Origin of the sequence: Xenorhabdus beddingii, from assembly GCF_002127545.1 — a bacterium.
GTDB classification, from domain to species: domain Bacteria; phylum Pseudomonadota; class Gammaproteobacteria; order Enterobacterales; family Enterobacteriaceae; genus Xenorhabdus; species Xenorhabdus beddingii.
The window spans coordinates 63485-81583 of the sequence record NZ_MUBK01000002.1; the positions used below are offsets into that span (position 1 = coordinate 63485).

Annotated in this window: 12 protein-coding genes and 1 riboswitch; of the genes, 7 read left to right on the forward strand and 5 right to left on the reverse strand. The window is 44.7% G+C overall.

All coding sequences use genetic code 11. From position 1 onward, the window contains the following. Positions 1-53 precede the first annotated feature (53 nt). Both Xbed_RS01510 and Xbed_RS01515 read right to left on the reverse strand, forming a co-directional pair. Positions 54-5489 carry a type I polyketide synthase gene (locus Xbed_RS01510; RefSeq protein WP_086111183.1) on the reverse strand — a complete coding sequence of 1812 codons (5436 nt, stop codon included), beginning with the start codon at positions 5487-5489 and terminating at the stop codon, positions 54-56. Then, positions 5482-7320, reverse strand: a complete 1839-nt coding sequence (locus Xbed_RS01515) for a non-ribosomal peptide synthetase (protein ID WP_086111184.1) — start codon at positions 7318-7320, stop codon at positions 5482-5484. The genes Xbed_RS01510 and Xbed_RS01515 overlap by 8 nt, the downstream gene beginning before the upstream one ends. A gap of 322 nt (positions 7321-7642) precedes the next feature. Between Xbed_RS01515 and Xbed_RS01520 the strand changes: the two genes are divergently transcribed. Beyond that, positions 7643-10786, forward strand: coding sequence for a non-ribosomal peptide synthetase (locus Xbed_RS01520; RefSeq protein ID WP_086111185.1), 3144 nt, complete (start codon positions 7643-7645; stop codon positions 10784-10786). Positions 10787-11148: 362 nt separating this feature from the next. Continuing rightward, the gene (locus Xbed_RS19930) at positions 11149-11550 is read left to right on the forward strand and encodes a hypothetical protein (RefSeq protein ID WP_208612170.1); all 402 of its coding nucleotides are present in this window, start codon (positions 11149-11151) and stop codon (positions 11548-11550) included. A 73-nt stretch (positions 11551-11623) separates the two neighbouring features. Here Xbed_RS19930 and yvcK read toward each other — a convergent pair whose 3' ends face one another. Continuing rightward, positions 11624-12532 carry a uridine diphosphate-N-acetylglucosamine-binding protein YvcK gene (gene yvcK, locus Xbed_RS01530; RefSeq protein WP_086111343.1) on the reverse strand — a complete coding sequence of 303 codons (909 nt, stop codon included), beginning with the start codon at positions 12530-12532 and terminating at the stop codon, positions 11624-11626. 297 nt (positions 12533-12829) lie between these two features. After that, a riboswitch (molybdenum cofactor riboswitch) is annotated at positions 12830-12986 on the forward strand. On the opposite strand from yvcK, the gene moaA reads away from it, so the two are divergent. The 5 genes from moaA (at position 12976) to Xbed_RS01555 (ending at position 16039) form a co-directional block, all read left to right on the forward strand. Then, positions 12976-13956: a GTP 3',8-cyclase MoaA gene (moaA, locus tag Xbed_RS01535; protein WP_086111186.1), complete on the forward strand. Its 981-nt coding sequence runs from the start codon at positions 12976-12978 to the stop codon at positions 13954-13956. (Overlaps the previous riboswitch by 11 nt.) 63 nt (positions 13957-14019) lie before the next feature. After that, complete coding sequence (moaC, locus tag Xbed_RS01540; protein WP_086111187.1) at positions 14020-14499, forward strand: cyclic pyranopterin monophosphate synthase MoaC; 480 nt, start codon at positions 14020-14022, stop codon at positions 14497-14499. Beyond that, positions 14496-14741: a molybdopterin synthase sulfur carrier subunit gene (gene moaD, locus Xbed_RS01545; protein WP_086111188.1), complete on the forward strand. Its 246-nt coding sequence runs from the start codon at positions 14496-14498 to the stop codon at positions 14739-14741. Before moaC ends, moaD begins: the two co-directional genes overlap by 4 nt. 2 nt (positions 14742-14743) lie before the next feature. After that, positions 14744-15196, forward strand: coding sequence for a molybdopterin synthase catalytic subunit MoaE (moaE, locus tag Xbed_RS01550; RefSeq protein WP_086111189.1), 453 nt, complete (start codon positions 14744-14746; stop codon positions 15194-15196). 132 nt (positions 15197-15328) lie between these two features. After that, positions 15329-16039 carry a Bax inhibitor-1/YccA family protein gene (locus Xbed_RS01555; RefSeq protein ID WP_086111190.1) on the forward strand — a complete coding sequence of 237 codons (711 nt, stop codon included), beginning with the start codon at positions 15329-15331 and terminating at the stop codon, positions 16037-16039. Between the two features lie 79 nt (positions 16040-16118). Here the strand turns inward: Xbed_RS01555 and Xbed_RS01560 are convergent, their stop codons facing one another. Beyond that, positions 16119-16805: a hypothetical protein gene (locus tag Xbed_RS01560; RefSeq protein ID WP_139837442.1), complete on the reverse strand. Its 687-nt coding sequence runs from the start codon at positions 16803-16805 to the stop codon at positions 16119-16121. A gap of 180 nt (positions 16806-16985) precedes the next feature. After that, a complete protein-coding gene (locus Xbed_RS01565; protein WP_086111192.1) occupies positions 16986-18092 on the reverse strand; it encodes an ABC transporter permease in 1107 nt (368 codons plus the stop codon). Between the last annotated feature and the right edge of the window lie 7 nt (positions 18093-18099).

The following is an 18099-nucleotide window of genomic DNA, read 5'->3' on the forward strand; positions in this document are numbered from 1 at the left end:
GGATAATGTCGCGTTATAATGTGCACCAGCAGCTACAACTCGATACTTATTTTTTACCCAGTTAATTCGTTAACTAACAGATTAGCCATGCCTCTGATAGTTTGATCCTGGTAGAAAAGATCCACTCGAATATCAATTTCAAAGATACCTGATACGATAGATGCAACTTGTACAGCCAACAGAGAGTTACCCCCCAGTTCTGTAAAATGGTCCAGTGCGCCAATACCAGATATTCCAAGAACGGATTGCCATACTTTTGCGATTTCTTTTTCAATATCATTTTCTGGTGCAATATATTCCATCGATAGAGCTGGACGGGTATGTGAATCTGAAATACTGGATTCGATTTGTAAGCTATCTTTATCTTCTTTTTCCGGAATCGCTTCAAAAATTAATTGTTCCAAATCAGACGATACCACTACTAACTGTGGGAATTCCAAGTGATTAAGAATTCGTTTTATAGCTTCTTGCCCTTCAAAATAGAGGATGTCTTTATTCTGTAAATTAACTTTTACCTCGGTCACTTTATTGGTTTTGTCGGTACCTACCTGATTATTATCCACGATCTTAACTAACGTATAATTCTCAATTGTCATCAACCGCTTACCTTGCGCCGAGAAGAATACAATGTTCATAACAATGGTGTTATCCAGGGATTGATAGGGCTGATTTAATTTCACATGAACAAAACATTCTTTTTCTAGTAGCGCATGAAAACAAATTTGTCCATAACTGATTGGCAGAAAATGATTTTCCGTTAAGCCCGACAAGCATGCGATAGCGACCGAGTCAATCATTGCCGGATGAAAAGCGTAACGTTGCAGGTCGCTTGCGAATTCTTTTAACAGCTCCTGACGAATAAACCATTCGGTCTCATTTTTACGCAATTCAGTAATCGTATTCCAACGATGACTCAAAGCCAGAAAATCTCCGTCGGTGTTCAGCACGTAATCGCTGATAACGATAGGGCAACACTGACGAATCGTGTCCGGCTGCTCATAGTCGTCATCCACTTTTTTAGCTTTGCCAATCTGACCAAATGCGTGTTCTTGCCAGTAAAAGTTCAGAATTCCGCGACTTTTAAGGCTGAATTTGTAACCTTTACCCTGTTGGGTAACAACCAGATTCATTTCTCGCGGCCAGGTGTTATGGTAAAGCACTGGTGTGCCCAGCATCAGATTCTTAACTTGTAACTCTTCTCCTAGTTTAAACACATTCAGATATTCATTCAGCAGAGACAAAATAGTGGTCCCGACTAACGTGGGTGTTTTTAATAAGCGATGCTCGTCAATCACCCAGTCTTTATTGACTGAAATATTTACGCGAAACACATCTTCACTGGCTGTACTTTCAATTTGCGTAAGAAGATCGCCGGTAATTTTCTTGAATGTCGTGTTTCTTCCTTTTGCATTGAGCTGTTTACTCCATCGTGCGGCCATTCCTATATCACCCCACTGACCCCAGTTAACGGACATAGTACAGCCTGGGCGATATTGATTACGATAATGGGCGAAAACATCCATAAAAGCGTTTCCTGCACAGTAATCAATACGAGCGGGATCGCCTACAATGGCGGTAATGGAAGAGAACAAGAGGAAGAAATCCGGCGTTCTGTTAGCCAATAGTTCATCCAGAATTAATGTACCGCGAACTTTTGAATTTAGCACTTCGATACAGTTAGATGTGTTTTTGAGGGGAATAATCCCACCTCCGGCTACACCCGAAGTGTGGAATATGCCATCAATATGAGAGAATTCAGCCAGACCCGCTTTCATACCGGTGTAATCGCAAACATCCACATTCAATAGATGCACGCGATTACCTTGTTCTTCCAGATGCAAGATACAGGCGAGTTTTTCGCTGATGGCATCATCCACTGCGTGTTCTTGAAGCCAAGATTGCCACTCTTCACGTGCCGGCAATGGTGAGCGGTACGTCAGGATCAATGTCGCATTGCTGTTCTGCGCCAGTTGCTTTGCAACCAGCATGCCGATCCCGCCTAAACCGCCGGTGATCAGATAGACACCATCATTGCGAATAGCAACAATTTTATTGCTTTCTTCAGAAGAGAGCGGCACCTGTTGATAGGCCTCTTCCCAGCGATAACGCTGACGGTAGGCGACCAGTTTGCCATTGGTATCGATATTGCTTTCATCGATCAGCTGGTTGGCGATGTCCGCAATAGGGGCATCAAGATCAATATCTACCAGGTGACAACGCACTTCATGATATTCATGGTAGAAAACCCTGGCAGGACCAATAAGCAGGGCTTTATGCGGCGAACCGATAGGCTCACCCGCAACGCTGAATATATTGTTAGTAACAAGCAACAAGCGCAGGCCGTCTAACAGGTTTTCGGCAATCAGCGCCTGTTGCAGGTACATTGGACTGTAAAATGCGTCGCGCTGTAAAATCTCACAGGAATCAATCAACTGGGCATTGCCATCATCCTTAGAGAGACTCCATAAGTGAAGGATACGAGTTGGCGTTAACTCTCTTTTCTTAATGCTACTGAATAGGCTAACGTAATGCATGTTGTTATCAGGATCGATAACGAAAGCATTGTCGTTCTCCTGGTACGCTTTACCCTGCGCAACGGTGATAACAGTAAAACCGTCCTCTCTAAGCTGTGAGAGCAGAGCATCAGCAACGCCCTCTTTATCTGTAAAAATCACCCAACAGTCTGCCGCCACGGAAGCGGCCTTGCCATTCATATACTTCCCTGGGATCGTCTGATGCCAGGTTGGCATATAAAACCAGTTACTAATATTTGATTGTTTTCTCTTACGCGCATTAATGGAACGATTATCTAGCCCGCTTAACGCTTCCATATTCACCATCGGAAGACGGAACTCTTTACGTTCAAAAGGATAGCCTGGCAGCGGCAGGCGCAGACGGCGCTGCCCGTCGTAATAACCAGACCAATCAATAGTTACGCCGCTGCACCACAAATTACCTAATGCTGCTAGAAATTGTTCGCCAGTCAGCGCGACATCTTTAGCCGTAGGCAGGGATGAAAAAATCGCTGGGTTTTCCACCGTATTGATGTGCTGTTTTGCGGCTGACTCCAGCGACCGGCCAGGACCCACTTCCAGAAAAACAAACTGGTTATACTCCTGGGCAATTAGCGTTTTGAAAGCATGTGTGAACAAAACCGGTTGACGAACATGGTTAACCCAGTAATCATGACTCTGCGCCTGACTATTGGTGATCCAGTTGCCAGTCACGGTGGACACAAAGGGGATGGTCGGGGGATTAAAGGTAATTTTTTCGATCACCTTACGGAAATCATCAAGCATCGGCTCCATCATGTAAGAATGGAATGCATGAGAGGTGTCGAGGTGTTTGCAAAAAACACCTTCGTTTTCCAGTTTGTCCTGAAAGGTTTCAATTTCAACCAGCCCGCCTGCGACTATGCACAATCCAGGATAGTTTGCGGCTGCAATCTCAAGATGGCTTTCAGATAAACGTTCGCGTAGAGCATCCTCTTCCATCAACACTGCAAGCATAGCGCCCGCCGGAAGCTGCTGTACCAGTTTTCCTCGTATTGCAACTGCCGTCAGCGCATCCTCCAGAGACAATACGCCAGAGAGACAGGCTACGACATATTCACCCACACTGTGGCCAATCATAAAGTCTGGTTTCACACCCCATGACAGCCATAACTGTGCCAGCGCGTATTCCACGACAAAGAGCGCAGGTTGCGTGTACTGAGTTTCATTGATGAGATCTTTATTCGTGCTTTCTGTGTCCTGGAAAATGATGTCGTACAGATTATGTTCGAGGATACCTTCAAGGTGAGCGCAACATCTGTCCATATATTCGCGGAAAGTAGGATAACTGTCGTATAACTCACGCGCCATGTTGACATACTGGTTGCCCTGGCCTGGAAACATAAACACGACAGATTTGTGATTTTTTCCTGATTGCGGCGCGATCACTGTGGGTTGAGCTAGTTTACTAAGCAAGGTCTCACGGTCACGCGCAATAACAACTCTGCTGTGCACCATACGTTGACGTCCGACCTGTAAGGTATAAGCTACATCAGCCAGATTGACTTCTACATTTTGCTGAAGATACTGCCTGAGGTTTTCACGTATCTTTTCAAGCGCAGAGAGGGTTTTTGCCGAGTACGGGAATAGCAGATAACCTTCCGTTGGGCTGCTGGCAGGTAATTCAGGTGCTTCTTCCATAATAACGCAGGCATTCGTTCCTCCTACACCAAAAGAATTCACCAGCGCTCGTAGCGGTTTATCGTTAGCGTTCAGCGGGTGCGTTTCTGTGTTCATAATGAACGGACTGTTTTCAAAATCGATGTTAGGGTTTGGTGTTTTGTAGTGCAGCGAAGCAGGCAAAACGCGGTTTTTCAGCGACAGCGAGGCTTTGATTAAACTGGCAACGCCGGATGCGGTATCGGTATGACCGATATTGGTTTTGACCGACCCCAGACGACAAAACTGATTTTCAGAAGTGAATTCCTGAAACGTTTGGCTCAGCGAGCTAAACTCGATGGGATCGCCCAGCGCCGTAGCGGTTCCGTGCGCTTCCACAAAGTCAATGGTAGCGGGATCGACGTTGGCGCGATGCAATGCTTCTTTGGCAACGGCAACCTGACCGTCGATACCTGGCGCAGTAAAGCCCGCTTTGATATTACCGTCGTTATTAATGGCACCGCCTTTAATTACCGCATAGATATGATCGCCATCGCGTATAGCATCTCCCAATCGTTTCAGAAGCACGACACCGACGCCACGGCTAAATACGGTGCCGTTCGCTCGGGCATCGAAGGCGTAGCAATGACCGTCTGCCGATTCCATTCCTCCCTGCATATACAGGTATCCACGGCGTTCCGGTGTATCAATTGAAACCCCGCCTGCGACTACCATATCGCTTTCACCGTTCAGCAGGCTATTAACGCCCATAACAATCGCGACCATCGCCGTTGAGCAGGCAGTCTGTACGTCAATACTGGGGCCTTTAAGGTTCAGCTTGTAGGAAACCCGGGTCGTCATATAATCTTTGTCGTTGTTGGTGACCAGTGAAGCGCTGCTTGTATGCTTCTGAACTTCTTGATTGGTGCTAGCCTGTTGCAGGTGCCAGGCTGTTCCGGTACCCCCAAACACACTGACTTTCCCAGGATATGTCGAGGGCACGTAGCCGGCATTTTCAAAAGCCAGCCAACTACACTCTAGGAAGTTTCGGTGTTGTGGATCCATGATTTCCGCATCACGGGGCGTAATATCAAAGAAGCTGGCATCGAAATATTGTGCATCACCTAGGATCCCGCGGCGGCGAATATAGTTCGGCGCTGCGATAAGTTCTTCATCCACATCGGAAGCGCGTAATTCTTCTTCAGTAAAGGTGGTAATCGTTTCCAGACCGTCAAGCAGGTTGCGCCAGTAAGTAGTAATATCTTCCGCGCCAGGGAAGCGGCCCGCCATACCGATAATGGCGATGTCTTTATCGCGTACGTTAGCGAAATTATTCATGAGTGGTGACTCCATTTGATTTATTGTCAGCTTTATCACTTTTATTACTGGAAGTGGATTTAAGGCCTTTCTCAGCTAGATAAGTGCTCAATGCCTTAACGGTGGGATACTGATACAGATCCATAATAGATACTGAAATATCAAGGTTCTTTTTGATTTCTCTATGTGCCTTTGACATTAATAATGAGTTGCCACCCGCATCGAAAAAATTTTCATGGATAGATAAGTTTTTATTGTTGAGCACCTGTTCCCATATTTTGATGATTTCAGTTTCAATATTTGATGTGGGAGGTACGATATTTTTTGCCGTGTGTCTTAGGTTTTTTTTGAAATTATGATGGAGAGAAGTCTTATCCACTTTGCCGTTGGGTAACGTGGGTATAAAAGCCTGTTCGATAAGATATGAAGGGATCATATAAAACGGCAGGATGTTGTAGAGATATTCTTTTAGTTCTAGTTCCTGCACGGTTTCGTTTTCTTTCACAGTATAAAACGCAACGATCTCCAACAGCTTGGACTCATCATTCTCTTCTAGAATCACAACTGCATCAGATAATCTGCTGTAATTGCGAAGGACGACTTCTATTTCATTTAATTCCACCCGATAGCCACGCAATTTAACCTGATTGTCTACGCGTCCGAGAAATTCTAGTACGCCATCTTCCCGTGCCCGAACAATATCGCCGGTCTTATACATCAGGCTTGGCGTATCTGTTACAAACGGTTCAGTCACAAAACTGTTACGCGTCTTTTCTGGCTCATTGATATAGCCTTGCGCCAGAATATCGCCTGCCAGATATAGTTCACCTGCTTTACCAGGAGAAAGCTCATTGAGTTGTTCATCCAGAACATACGCTCGGACATGAGGAATAGGGGTGCCGATAGGCACAATGGTTGCATCCGCACCGGGTTGGCACAACCAATGGCAGGCATAAATAGTGGTCTCCGTCGGGCCGTAAAGGTTGTGAATTTGACCGGTAAATTGCGCAGCCAGATCGTCTACTAGTTTCTGATCCAGTGCTTCGCCGCCAGAAAAAATATGTTGCAATTCACTACAGGCTTGCAGCTTTTGTGCTGCAACAATGGTGCGCAGCGCCGTCGGAACGAATTGAACCACGGTGACATGATGTTGCTGTATAAAATTGATTACCTGATGGGGATCATACTTAATATCATCAGAAATCAGTGCGCAGCTCGCACCGGTGATCAGCGGCCAGAAAATCTCCCACACTGATACATCAAAGCTGAAAGTGGTTTGGTTAAGCACTACATCTCGCTGTGCTATTCCGAAAGCGTCCTGCATCCACCAAAGGTAATTCACCACGGTGCGATGCCGGATCATGACGCCTTTTGGCTGGCCTGTAGATCCTGAGGTATACATAACATAACAAAGGGAATCGTCATCAACCTCGGGCAGCGAGAAATGGCTGGATGCATTCAAATGCAGTGCGGTAATATCTATTTTTTTATCATCATCGACTGATATTTTGTCTGCCAATGTCGGGGAAGTCATAATAAAACGAATGCTCGCATGACGCACGATATACAAAAGTCGTTCCTGAGGATAGGAGGGATCAAGCGGGACATAGCAAGCGCCTGCCTTTAATATTCCTAATAGGCTAACAACTAATGAAACACCTTTATGGAGATATACGCCAATTTTGTCGCCCGTGTTAACGCCTTGTTTAATTAAATAACAGGCCAACTCTGTTGAGCGATTATCTAACTCCTCATAATTTATTGATGAATTATTACTTCTCAACGCTACGGCATGAGGTGTTTTTATTTTTTGTGCCATAAATAGCGAATGAATTGTTTTTTTCGATTTCATAACCGGCATCCTTCTCTAAGAGGATATACAATAATGCACAGAATACCTCTTACACATCGACTGTCCGGGGAGAGAACTCATTTTTTCTGATGACAATAAAAGTTAAATCTCATGAAATACTTCTTAACTGATGTCACTCAAGTGATGTTTTCTCATTCCAGATGGTCACTCATGTAACTTGCTATTATTTCGACCTTGATGGACAGAATATACAGGAAAAAATCGTGCTGTGGACTCAGACAGCAACATCGTTGATTGAATATTTATTCTATCAACAGTAGTTTGTCTAATATATTTCTTACAGTGCGAGAGAAGTTAGGAAATGAATAATTCATTACTCCCTATCTTTAATAAGATAGATAGAATTGCAGAGAATACATTTGGTTCAATCGCCGTTATGTTTGAGGAAAAATCTCAGACTTACTTCCAACTTAAACAAACTTCAACACGTATCGCACATTATTTATTTAATGAATTTGGACAAAAGAATCGAAGCGGTGTAATAGCGGTATATCTGGATCCCTGCCTTTATTTACCCTCAATTTTGCTGGCAGTCATGAAAGCTGGTTTTACTTATGTTCCTCTTTCAGACTTTCATCCGCCGGAGAGAATAGCGACTATTGTTAACGACTCATCATCCTTCTTGGTAATCACTTCCCAGGAAATAAATCAGCATAATGATCTGACAAGCCTAAACAAAACCGTTCTGTTTATAGAAGATCTAATAGCGTTGCCGGAAAGCTTACCGGCTTGCTCATTGCCTGACGTTACGGCCAAGGATCTCGCCTATATCCTCTATACCTCTGGCTCAACAGGTATCCCGAAAGGCGTGCTGATCGAACATGCCAATATGGATTACTATCTGAATTGGTTTAATGAAGATTTATGGCCCGTGACTCGCGCCAAGCTACCATTAACAGCATCGCTTAGCTTTGCGGCTGCAGTCACGCAACTTTATGCTCCTTTGTTACGAGGTGACACGCTGCATATTCTGCCCAAAAATATTCTTCAACAGTATCCGGTATTGTTGAACTGGTATCGACAATATCCGGACGGAGCACTTTATTGCGTTCCCACCATTTGGGAAGAGTTACTGAATTATGTTCGGCAGCAATGTGACGCCGATGCCCAATCGCTGCCGAAAACCGTATTTTTATCAGGCGAGGCGACATCAAACGATCTCAAAAATCGCACTTTCCGCGAGGTACCTGATATTTGTTTATTTAATTTATACGGCCCAACAGAAGCAACAGCAAACGGTTCGTTCAGTCGATTATGGCCAGAAAACCCTGTCACTATTGGTAAGGCGTTACGTGGCAGTAAGTTACTGATTGTCGACGAACAATGTCTAGAAGTGGCGCCATCCGAAGTGGGTGAAATTTGTATTATGGGCGATGGTGTCTCCCGAGGATATATCAATCGCGAAGACCTGACGCGTCAACGTTTTTATAAGGTTGAACGTCAGGGTCGCGTCTGGCGAGTACATCGTACGGGGGATTTAGGCAAAATGCTTAATAATAATGAAGTGCTTTATCTGGGCCGTCGCGATCAGCAATTTAAAATCAATGGGGTGCGCATCGCAGCTGAAGAAATTGAACATGTATTGACCTCCCATACGGGGATCGCGAAAGCCATCGTGCGCTGCGATGAGAGTTTGGCCACGCCCAGAATCATTGCTTACCTTGTTGCTACGCAAGCGCGTATCGTCGAAACGGAATTACGCCGTTTCGTGTCGGCAAAATTGCCTACGGTCATGATTCCAGCCTGCTTTATCTACCTGGATGCGATCCCTAAATTGCCAAATGGCAAACTGGATACTCACCGTTTGCCGAAACCGTCGCCGTTGCGGCCTTCCCTTGCGATACCCTTTGTCAGTGCGGCGAATGAATTGGAGCAGGAGATCATTGATATCTGGCAGGACGTGCTGGGCATCGTTAACTTAGGTGCAAACGACAATTTCTTTGAGCTGGGTAGTCATTCACTGAAAATAATGCAGGTTTGCCATCGCATCCGTCATCAGTTGTATGCTGATATTGATTTCGACTGTTTCTTTGCGAATCCGACGCCACGGATGTTGGCGAGCGTTGTGCCTTATTACAGCAACAACGATATTATCCGCAATGACAATAATGACAATAATGACAATAATGACAATAAAGAAGAGGCGCAAGGGATTTTATCTTCCCAGCAACGCTATTTCCTTACCCTAGAATTGATGAGTGAAAATCCGTGGCTATACCAAGTCTATTTTGCTATTGATATCCATGGCAACATGAATGAGAACGCTGTTAACCATAGCGTGTCACGTATCCTTGAGCAAAATTCAGTGTTACGCACTCAGTTTGATCTTGATAGCACCCCGGTTTGTAGCCGAATTGTACCCGCATCAGTAATAAATATTCCTCTTCTGAATGTGGTATTGCCTGAAGAGCGCCCTTTACGTGACAGCGTGTTGCTTGAGATTGCGTGCCGTGATGAGTTAGCGAACTTTGAACAATTATCATTAGCAAATTTCTGGCTGCTTGAGAACACGCCGGATCATCATGTCCTCTTGTGCAGAATTCATCACACCCTTTTCGATCATGATGCTATCACGCCTTTCTTTCAGCAGTTTGCCAGCTATTATCAAGCGTTCCTAGCTGGCGATGTCATGTATAGCATTAAAGCAGGCTGGCAATATGCCGACTATTGTCGTGAGCAACGCAAAGTCAATACCTCTGAGCAATGCGTTAAGGAAACGGAATTCTGGCGTCAAACATTGGCGGAATATCGCCGTCAGGGGGCATTACCCTCACCGGCCCTGCAAACTTCTCAAACGGAGGGTCGCAACTATCTGGTGACGCTGAATACTGAACAGAGCGCTCAACTACGCCATTTTTCCCAACAAAATAATGTCACACCATTTATTACATTATTAACATTATTCTGTCTGGCTTTACAGAAAACAGCTTACTGTAGTCAGCCAATTGGTATCCCGATTACAGATCGTGTCTCACAGGAGGATGCAGATACTCTTGGTTGTTTCGTCAATATGACCAGTTTCTTTATCGGTATTAATAGTGAAGAGCCTTTTAGCTATTTATTATCTCGTTGCAAAAAGCATGTGTTCTCATTACTGGAAAACCGACAGTTATCTTATCAGGACATAGTTAATGCATTGCGGCATTCTCCTGATGAGTGCCTTTTGTATTTTTCGGTAGGATTTAATTACTTAACAACACTTCCCGAAATAAAACATATCAATAACTGTCAGTTAAGCATCAGTGATATATATAGCCATTATCCTAAGCTGGATTTAACTTTGCTTATCCAAGACGCCGAAAGCTTTACGCTGTGTTTTAATTATAATCCGCAGGTATTCGATGAAAGTAATCTCAAAGCATTATCCAAAGAATATCTTGCGTTGCTGTTAAGGATAGGGAATTGGCTAGCAGATCGTGCAGGGGATCGTTGTAGTGACGTTTGAAATTAAGATAGTTTTTTAGGCGACCCCACAGTAATGCCAGTAACGTCCGTTCCTCGCTGTGAGTTCAATTAATCAATGCAACGCTATCCTTAAATAAGGAGGGCATTGTTATGACCGTCACATCCTGCCAGCGCAGGTTTATGAGATGGCGGGTCAGGGCATCAATCCCCCGACGCATGTTGACCGGCTTGAGCACCAGAATATGAGGAGCGACCGGAGAAGGGCAAGCCGGGGACGTTCGATTTTCTGGGATTTACGCATTATCCAGGATGATTACACACGGGCAAGGATGCGGTGATGCACAAAACCCAACGAAAACGGCGTCAAACCCAACTGAAGCGAATAAAACAGGGACTGTGGCAATGGCGCACAACCGTCCGGAAGAAACGGGACGATGGCTGAAACGAGTGGTAGAAGGGCACATCAATTATTATAGTGTTCCCTTCAACAACAGAGCATTGTGTCAATTTGTGGAAGAAGTGAAGCGTGTGGAAGAAGTGAAGCGGATGTGGCTAAAGTCACTGAAACGGCGAAGCCAGCGCCTGAGAAGTGGACATGGCGCTGAAAACATCGTGTTAATGAATAAAATAGCTCTTAACCTGTTGAAAAATAATAAAACAGTTAAAATTGGTGTGAAGACTGAGCGCCAGAAAGCGGGATGGGATAATGGTTATCTGATGAAAGGTCTGACAGTCGGATTTTCACTGTATAAATTAGACCCATTTGCCCTGGTATTGAGGGCGCAATTTATTGCCAACGCTTAAATACTGCAATGGAGAGCGAATCCTCTCACTCTCCATCTGTCCAATAAGCTCTCGATTAAAAATCCTAAAATCATTAACCCAATTTTTGCAGGGTGTGCTCGATTGCCTGCCGTAATAATTCGCGATCATGGCGGTAGGGAATATCCTGTGCTTCAAGGGTCTGCTGCGTCACAATCCGGTGACTGAAAGGGCGGATATCCGTGCGCGGGCCGACAATCAGTGCATTAATCATCCTGCGCCCAATCTTATTTTCCATAATTGTCAGTTTCTCTTCTAACGATAATCCGGCCGCCGCATGACTCAGTTCCTTACCCAAGTTACCAATATAAATCATGCTTGCGTTACTGCGCCGCAGGGATTGCGTTAAATCATCCAATAACAGCAACGGCATCAGGCTGGTGAAAAAACTACCGGGGCCGATCAAAATCAAATCGGCTTGCTCAATGGCATCCAGCGCTTCTTTCGTTGCGTTAACCTGAGGATAGAGTAATAGCTCTTGTGGCACACAATGGAGTTGATCGATATTCACTTCGCCATAGATGGTATTGCCTTGATCATCTATGGCCATTAAATCAACGGATTGCTCAGACATCGGGATCAGGTGGGCATTGACTTTCAGTAGATTGCGGATCAGGTTAATTGCTTCGAGGGGACGGACACTCAAATGATCCAGTGCCTTCAACATCAAATTACCCAAATTATGGCCTGATAATTCACCGTTGCCGCTGAATCGATACTCAAACATGGCGGAGGCAATGGTAGGCTCTGTGATTAGCTGATTAAGGCAATTGCGCATATCTCCCCACGCGATCCCGCCTTCTGCACGTCGTATTCTCCCGGTTGATCCCCCATTATCGGTGGTTGTGACAATGCCGGTTAAACGGCTTCCGAGAGAAGAAAGAGAAGACATAACACGTCCAAGTCCATGACCGCCACCAAGGGCGACAACACGGTCCAAATCAGCTAATGTGCGACTTCGCATAGAGTTCCTGTTATTGGCTAAGCGTAGAGGGCTGTAATTAATTTCATGTAATTTATCATAAAATAGGCCGCTTTCAGCAATCGTTGTGATTTTGTGCGATTTTTTGCCTGATCGTTTTGAACGACATTGATCGTTTTGAGCGACAGCTATACCCAATGGGAATCTGATGTTATGGGCTTTATCTAACTCGTTGTATAATAATATATATACCGCAGTGGGCATTAGCTTTTTGTTATTTTAAGCGGTAGAATCCCCACGAGCACATCGTTACTGATATCATTTTTCACATAAAATTTTAATGGATATTAACTCCTAGCCTCTGTGTCTAAGTCGTTGTTCTATCAAATGGATACCACATTGATATGATGCTCTGGCCGTGACTCCTGAGTCACCAGGGTGCAAGGTAGAAATACCTGCATCTCCCGTACTTGGAAGGTGTTATTATGGAACAACTCGTAGACGCATTTTTGCGCAAGTTTTATTACTTGAGATTATCGATTACGGATGTGTGTAACTTCCGTTGCACCTATTGCTTGCCTGATGGGTATCGTCCTCATGGACATAAATCGTTTCTTTCCCTGCCAGAAATTCGTCGCGTTAGCCGCGCATTTGCTGAACTTGGCACAGAAAAAATTCGCCTGACCGGGGGCGAACCCACTATGCGCCGTGACTTTTGCGAGATCATCGCGGCCGTTCACGAAAACCCGCAAATCAAAAAAATTGCCGTTACCACCAATGGCTACCGAATGGAGCGGGACGTATCCCAATGGCAAGCGGCGGGACTGACTGCGATTAATGTGAGCGTGGATAGCCTCGATCCCCGTCAATTTCATGCCATTACGGGTCAGGATAAATTTTTTCAGGTGATGCGTGGCATTGATGCGGCCTTTGAGACAGGGTTCACCACAGTGAAAGTCAACGCCGTGTTGATGAAGAAGGTGAATGATATCAACCTGCCCGCTTTTTTGGACTGGATTAAACACCGTCCTATCCAACTGCGCTTTATTGAATTGATGGAGACCGGGGAAGGCAGCGCTATGTTCCACCGCCATCACCTTTCTGGTGAGGTGATCCGTAGTCAACTGCGGCAACAAGGCTGGCAGCAACAGCAACGGGAACGCAGTGACGGGCCGGCCCAGGTTTTCCATCATCCCGATTATCAGGGTGAAATTGGCCTTATCATGCCTTATGAAAAAGATTTTTGCCTGAGCTGCAATCGCCTGCGGGTGTCTGCAATGGGCCATCTTCACTTGTGTTTATTTGGTGAACAAGGGATCCCACTGCGTGATTTATTGTCTGATGATGTGTCACTTGATGCCCTGAAACTACGGATCCAGGGGGGGCTGCGCCATAAGCGTGAGACTCACTTACTCCATCAGGGGGACAGTGGCATCACGCCCAATCTTTCTTTTATTGGTGGTTAATCTCACTCTACAATTTTCAACGACGCGATTTACTTTTCAAGCGTTATTTTTCAGGAGCAAAGCATGTCCCGACTAACCCATATCAATACGGCGGGTGAAGCTCATATGGTGGATATTTCCGCCAAATCGGAAACCGTGCGCGAGGCACGGGCAGAAGCCTTTGTTGAAATGCGGGCTGAAACATTGGCCATGATTGTTGCCGGTGATCACCACAAAGGGGATGTGTTTGCCACGGCCCGGATTGCCGGCATTCAGGCGGCGAAACGCACCTGGGAATTAATTCCGCTTTGCCATCCATTGTTGCTCAGTAAAGTGGAAGTTCAATTGGAAGCTCAAACAGAATACTGTCGTGTCAGAATCGAATCTTGCTGTCGCCTGAGCGGAAAAACAGGCGTAGAGATGGAGGCATTGACGGCGGCATCTGTGGCTGCTCTGACGATTTATGACATGTGCAAAGCGGTGCAAAAGGATATGGTTATCGGGCCTGTGCGTTTGCTGGAAAAGAGCGGTGGCAAATCAGGAAATTTTAAGGTGGAAGCATGATAAAAGTCCTTTTTTTCGCCCAAGTCCGTGAGTTGGTAGGAACCGGCTCACTTGAATTGTCGCATGATTATCCAACCGTCGCGCATCTTCATCATGCCCTGATTGAAAAAGGCGAACGATGGGCGTTGGCATTGGAGGAGGGTAAATTTCTGTCTGCCGTCAATCAATCGTTTGTCCATCCTGAACATCCTTTGCATGATGGTGATGAAGTGGCTTTCTTCCCGCCGGTGACGGGGGGATAAAAATGGAAAACACCCGAATCAGGGTTCAACGGGAGAGCTTTAACGTGGGTGATGAATACCAATGGCTCTCACAGTGTGATGAAGATGGCGCAGTCGTCACCTTTACGGGTAAAGTCCGCAACCATAATCAGGGAGATAATGTTAAGGCGCTGACGCTGGAGCATTATCCGGGCATGACAGAAAGCATGTTGCAGAATATTGCTGATGAAGCCCGCCGACGCTGGCCCCTGCAACGGATCAATATTATTCATCGCATTGGCGAATTGTCTCCGGGAGAGGAAATCGTGTTTGTCGGTGTCACCGGTTCTCACCGCAGTATGGCGTTTAGCGCAGCGGAATTCATCATGGATTATGTGAAAACCAAGGCCCCATTCTGGAAAAAAGAATCCCTGGCGGAAGGTGAGCGTTGGGTCGAGACGAGATTGAGTGATCAGGAAGCGGCAAACCGCTGGTAACATACGTCACTAAAATTAGCGTTAATCGGCGGATGGTTTTATTAATGTTCTATGCTAATGTATAATTTTTGAATAGAGTGTTTATTTTAAACATTCTTCACCCCTAAACATTGTCATGAAAAGGTAATCGTCATGGACCGATATCAACGTTCTAATGGTTCGATTGTCCAGAAAACTGGTTCTGGTATACAAACTTACATGGCACAAGTCTACGGTTGGATGACTTGTGGTTTGCTGTTAACTGCATTTGTTGCATGGTATGTGGCAAATACACCTGAAATCTTAAGCGCTATCTTCAGTAATTCTATCGTTTTCTATGGCTTAATCATCGCACAACTTGCACTGGTGTTTGTGCTATCGGGTTTGGTCCATAAAATGAGTGGCGCGATGGCGACAGGTTTGTTCATGCTGTACTCCATGCTGACGGGACTTACGCTTTCCAGTATCTTTGTAGTTTATACCAGTAGCTCTATTGCCAGCACATTCGTGGTTTCAGCGGGGATGTTTGGTGCATTGAGCATTTATGGTTATACCACCAAACGTAGCCTGAGTGGTTTGGGTAGCTTCCTGTTTATGGGGCTGATCGGCATCGTTCTGGCTTCCTTGTTAAACCTCTGGCTGCAAAGCCCGGCATTGATGTGGGTAATCACTTATATTGGTGTTGTGGTCTTTGCTGGCTTGACGGCATACGATACCCAAAAACTGAAAGAGATGGGTGAACAGTTGGATGTGAATGATAAAGAGAATCTGCGCAAATATTCTATTACCGGCGCACTGACTCTGTATCTGGACTTCATTAACCTGTTCCTGATGTTGCTGCGTATTTTGGGTGATCGTCGGTAAGTGCTGATAGAGCAATCCATGCTTGAATCGATAAAAACCCTGCTATTGCAGGGTTTTTATCGATTCAAGCATGAAAAGACTACTGTGTAGAATGACGTGTGAAATCTATATGTTCCTTATACATTACTTTTAGTTTATTCTTGTTTTTATTCTTCATTAATTGAAGAACTTGTGATTCTATTGGTGTGATAGTTTTGCCTGAACTGAATAACGCTTTACCTGCTGCATTCCATTTTAGCATTTTTATTATCCATTCAAAGGGATATTTATATGATTGGCAAGCGATATTAGCCCAGGCATCGCATATCCATACATCTATTTTTTCTTTTCTTATAAATAATTGATCCAAGGGATATTGGCAATCGAAAGATAATGCCACGAAGACATGACCAAAATTATTTAGACAAGAAGTAACACCTATCAGTGCAATATCAAAGGGTTTTTGGTATAGCGCCCAGATAGATTTTGAATTTTCTACTAAGTATTCTAAAGCCATATATGAAAATTGATCACAGTTACCAACATGGTTGTTACCTTGTACCTTTAACAAAATGTTGTTTCTTTCATATGGGTTATTCGTTATCAAATATTCATTTCTTGTCTTTTTGAGCAGCCTGTTCTTCGCCATGATATTCTCCCATGAATAAAATTGACGTTTTGGCTCTGATAGGGTTTTGGGGTCTCTATAAAGCCTGTTTCCACATTTTAAATTAAAAAATTTTCTGGTATGAATGAGTGTGTTTTTAAGAATATTTTCGATAGACATAGTGTTGCCTTTATTTCTTGATTTATACTGTGATTTTACTTTATAAATAATAAAGTTAAGGTTGATGTGATTTATTTTAAATAAATCTTGTTCTATAGCCGTTTTTTGAGGAAATGAACAATAGGAGAAAGAGAACATCGTATTATTAATATTCTGTTCTCTTTCTTATTTCAATCATTATCAAGCGATCTTACTGCGGAACAGCCGATAAGCAATCCCCCCGGTCGTCGCAGTAATGACTAATAAAGGCCACAAATTCGGCCAAATCACTGACAAATCTGCCCCTTTCAAATAAATCTGTTTGGTAATATCCGTAAAATGCCGAATGGGATTAATCCATGTAATATCTTGTAACCAGACGGGCATATTTTCAACCGGAGAGATGTACCCAGAAAGCAAAATCGCGGGCATCATAAACACAAACACGCCGATAAACGCTTGCTGTTGGGTAGAACAGACCGCAGAGATCAGCAAGCCGAAGCCAACCAGAGATAATCCATAAATCAACATACAACCATAAAATAACAGCAATGAACCCGCGAAAGGAATTTGATAAAACAGCGTTCCAATCAGCAGAACAATGCTTGCCTGCATCGTCGCGACGACCAGTGCCGGAATGGCTTTGCCAAGGAAAATTTGCCATGTTGCCAGTGGAGAAACCAGTAATTGATCCAGCGTTCCTTGTTCTCGTTCGCGGGCGACTGACAATGCCGTGACGATCAGAACGCCAATCGTAGTAATCAGGGCAACCAGTGATGGTACGACAAACCACTTATAATCCAGATTGGTGTTATACCAGTTACGGACGATTAATTCGCTGTTATTAAAACCGGTCGCAGTTCCCAATAACTGTTTCTGGTAATCCATGACAATTTGCTGGATATAGTTGGCAGCAATCTGAGCACTGTTTGAATTCCGTCCATCCAGCAAGACTTGAATCGACGTCGGGTTATGGCTGGCGAGATTGGCACTGAAATTCTGGGGAAAGCGTACCAACAACAGCGCCTTGCGATCATCCAGCGTGGGGCGGATTTCTTGCGAACTGGTCAGCAAAATAACATCAGGAAATGCTTTTGATTTTGCCAGTCGCTGGGTTAACTCAATCGAAGCCTGTCCTTTATCCTCATTATAAATGGCAATCGTGGCGTTTTTGACTTCCAGTGTGGCGGCCCACGGGAACAAGATCATTTGCAAAATGACGGGCAAGATTAAAATATTCCGTGTTTGCGGCTCTCTCAGCAGAGACTGCAACTCTTTCATGATTAGGGTATACAGGCGATGAAACATGCGCTTT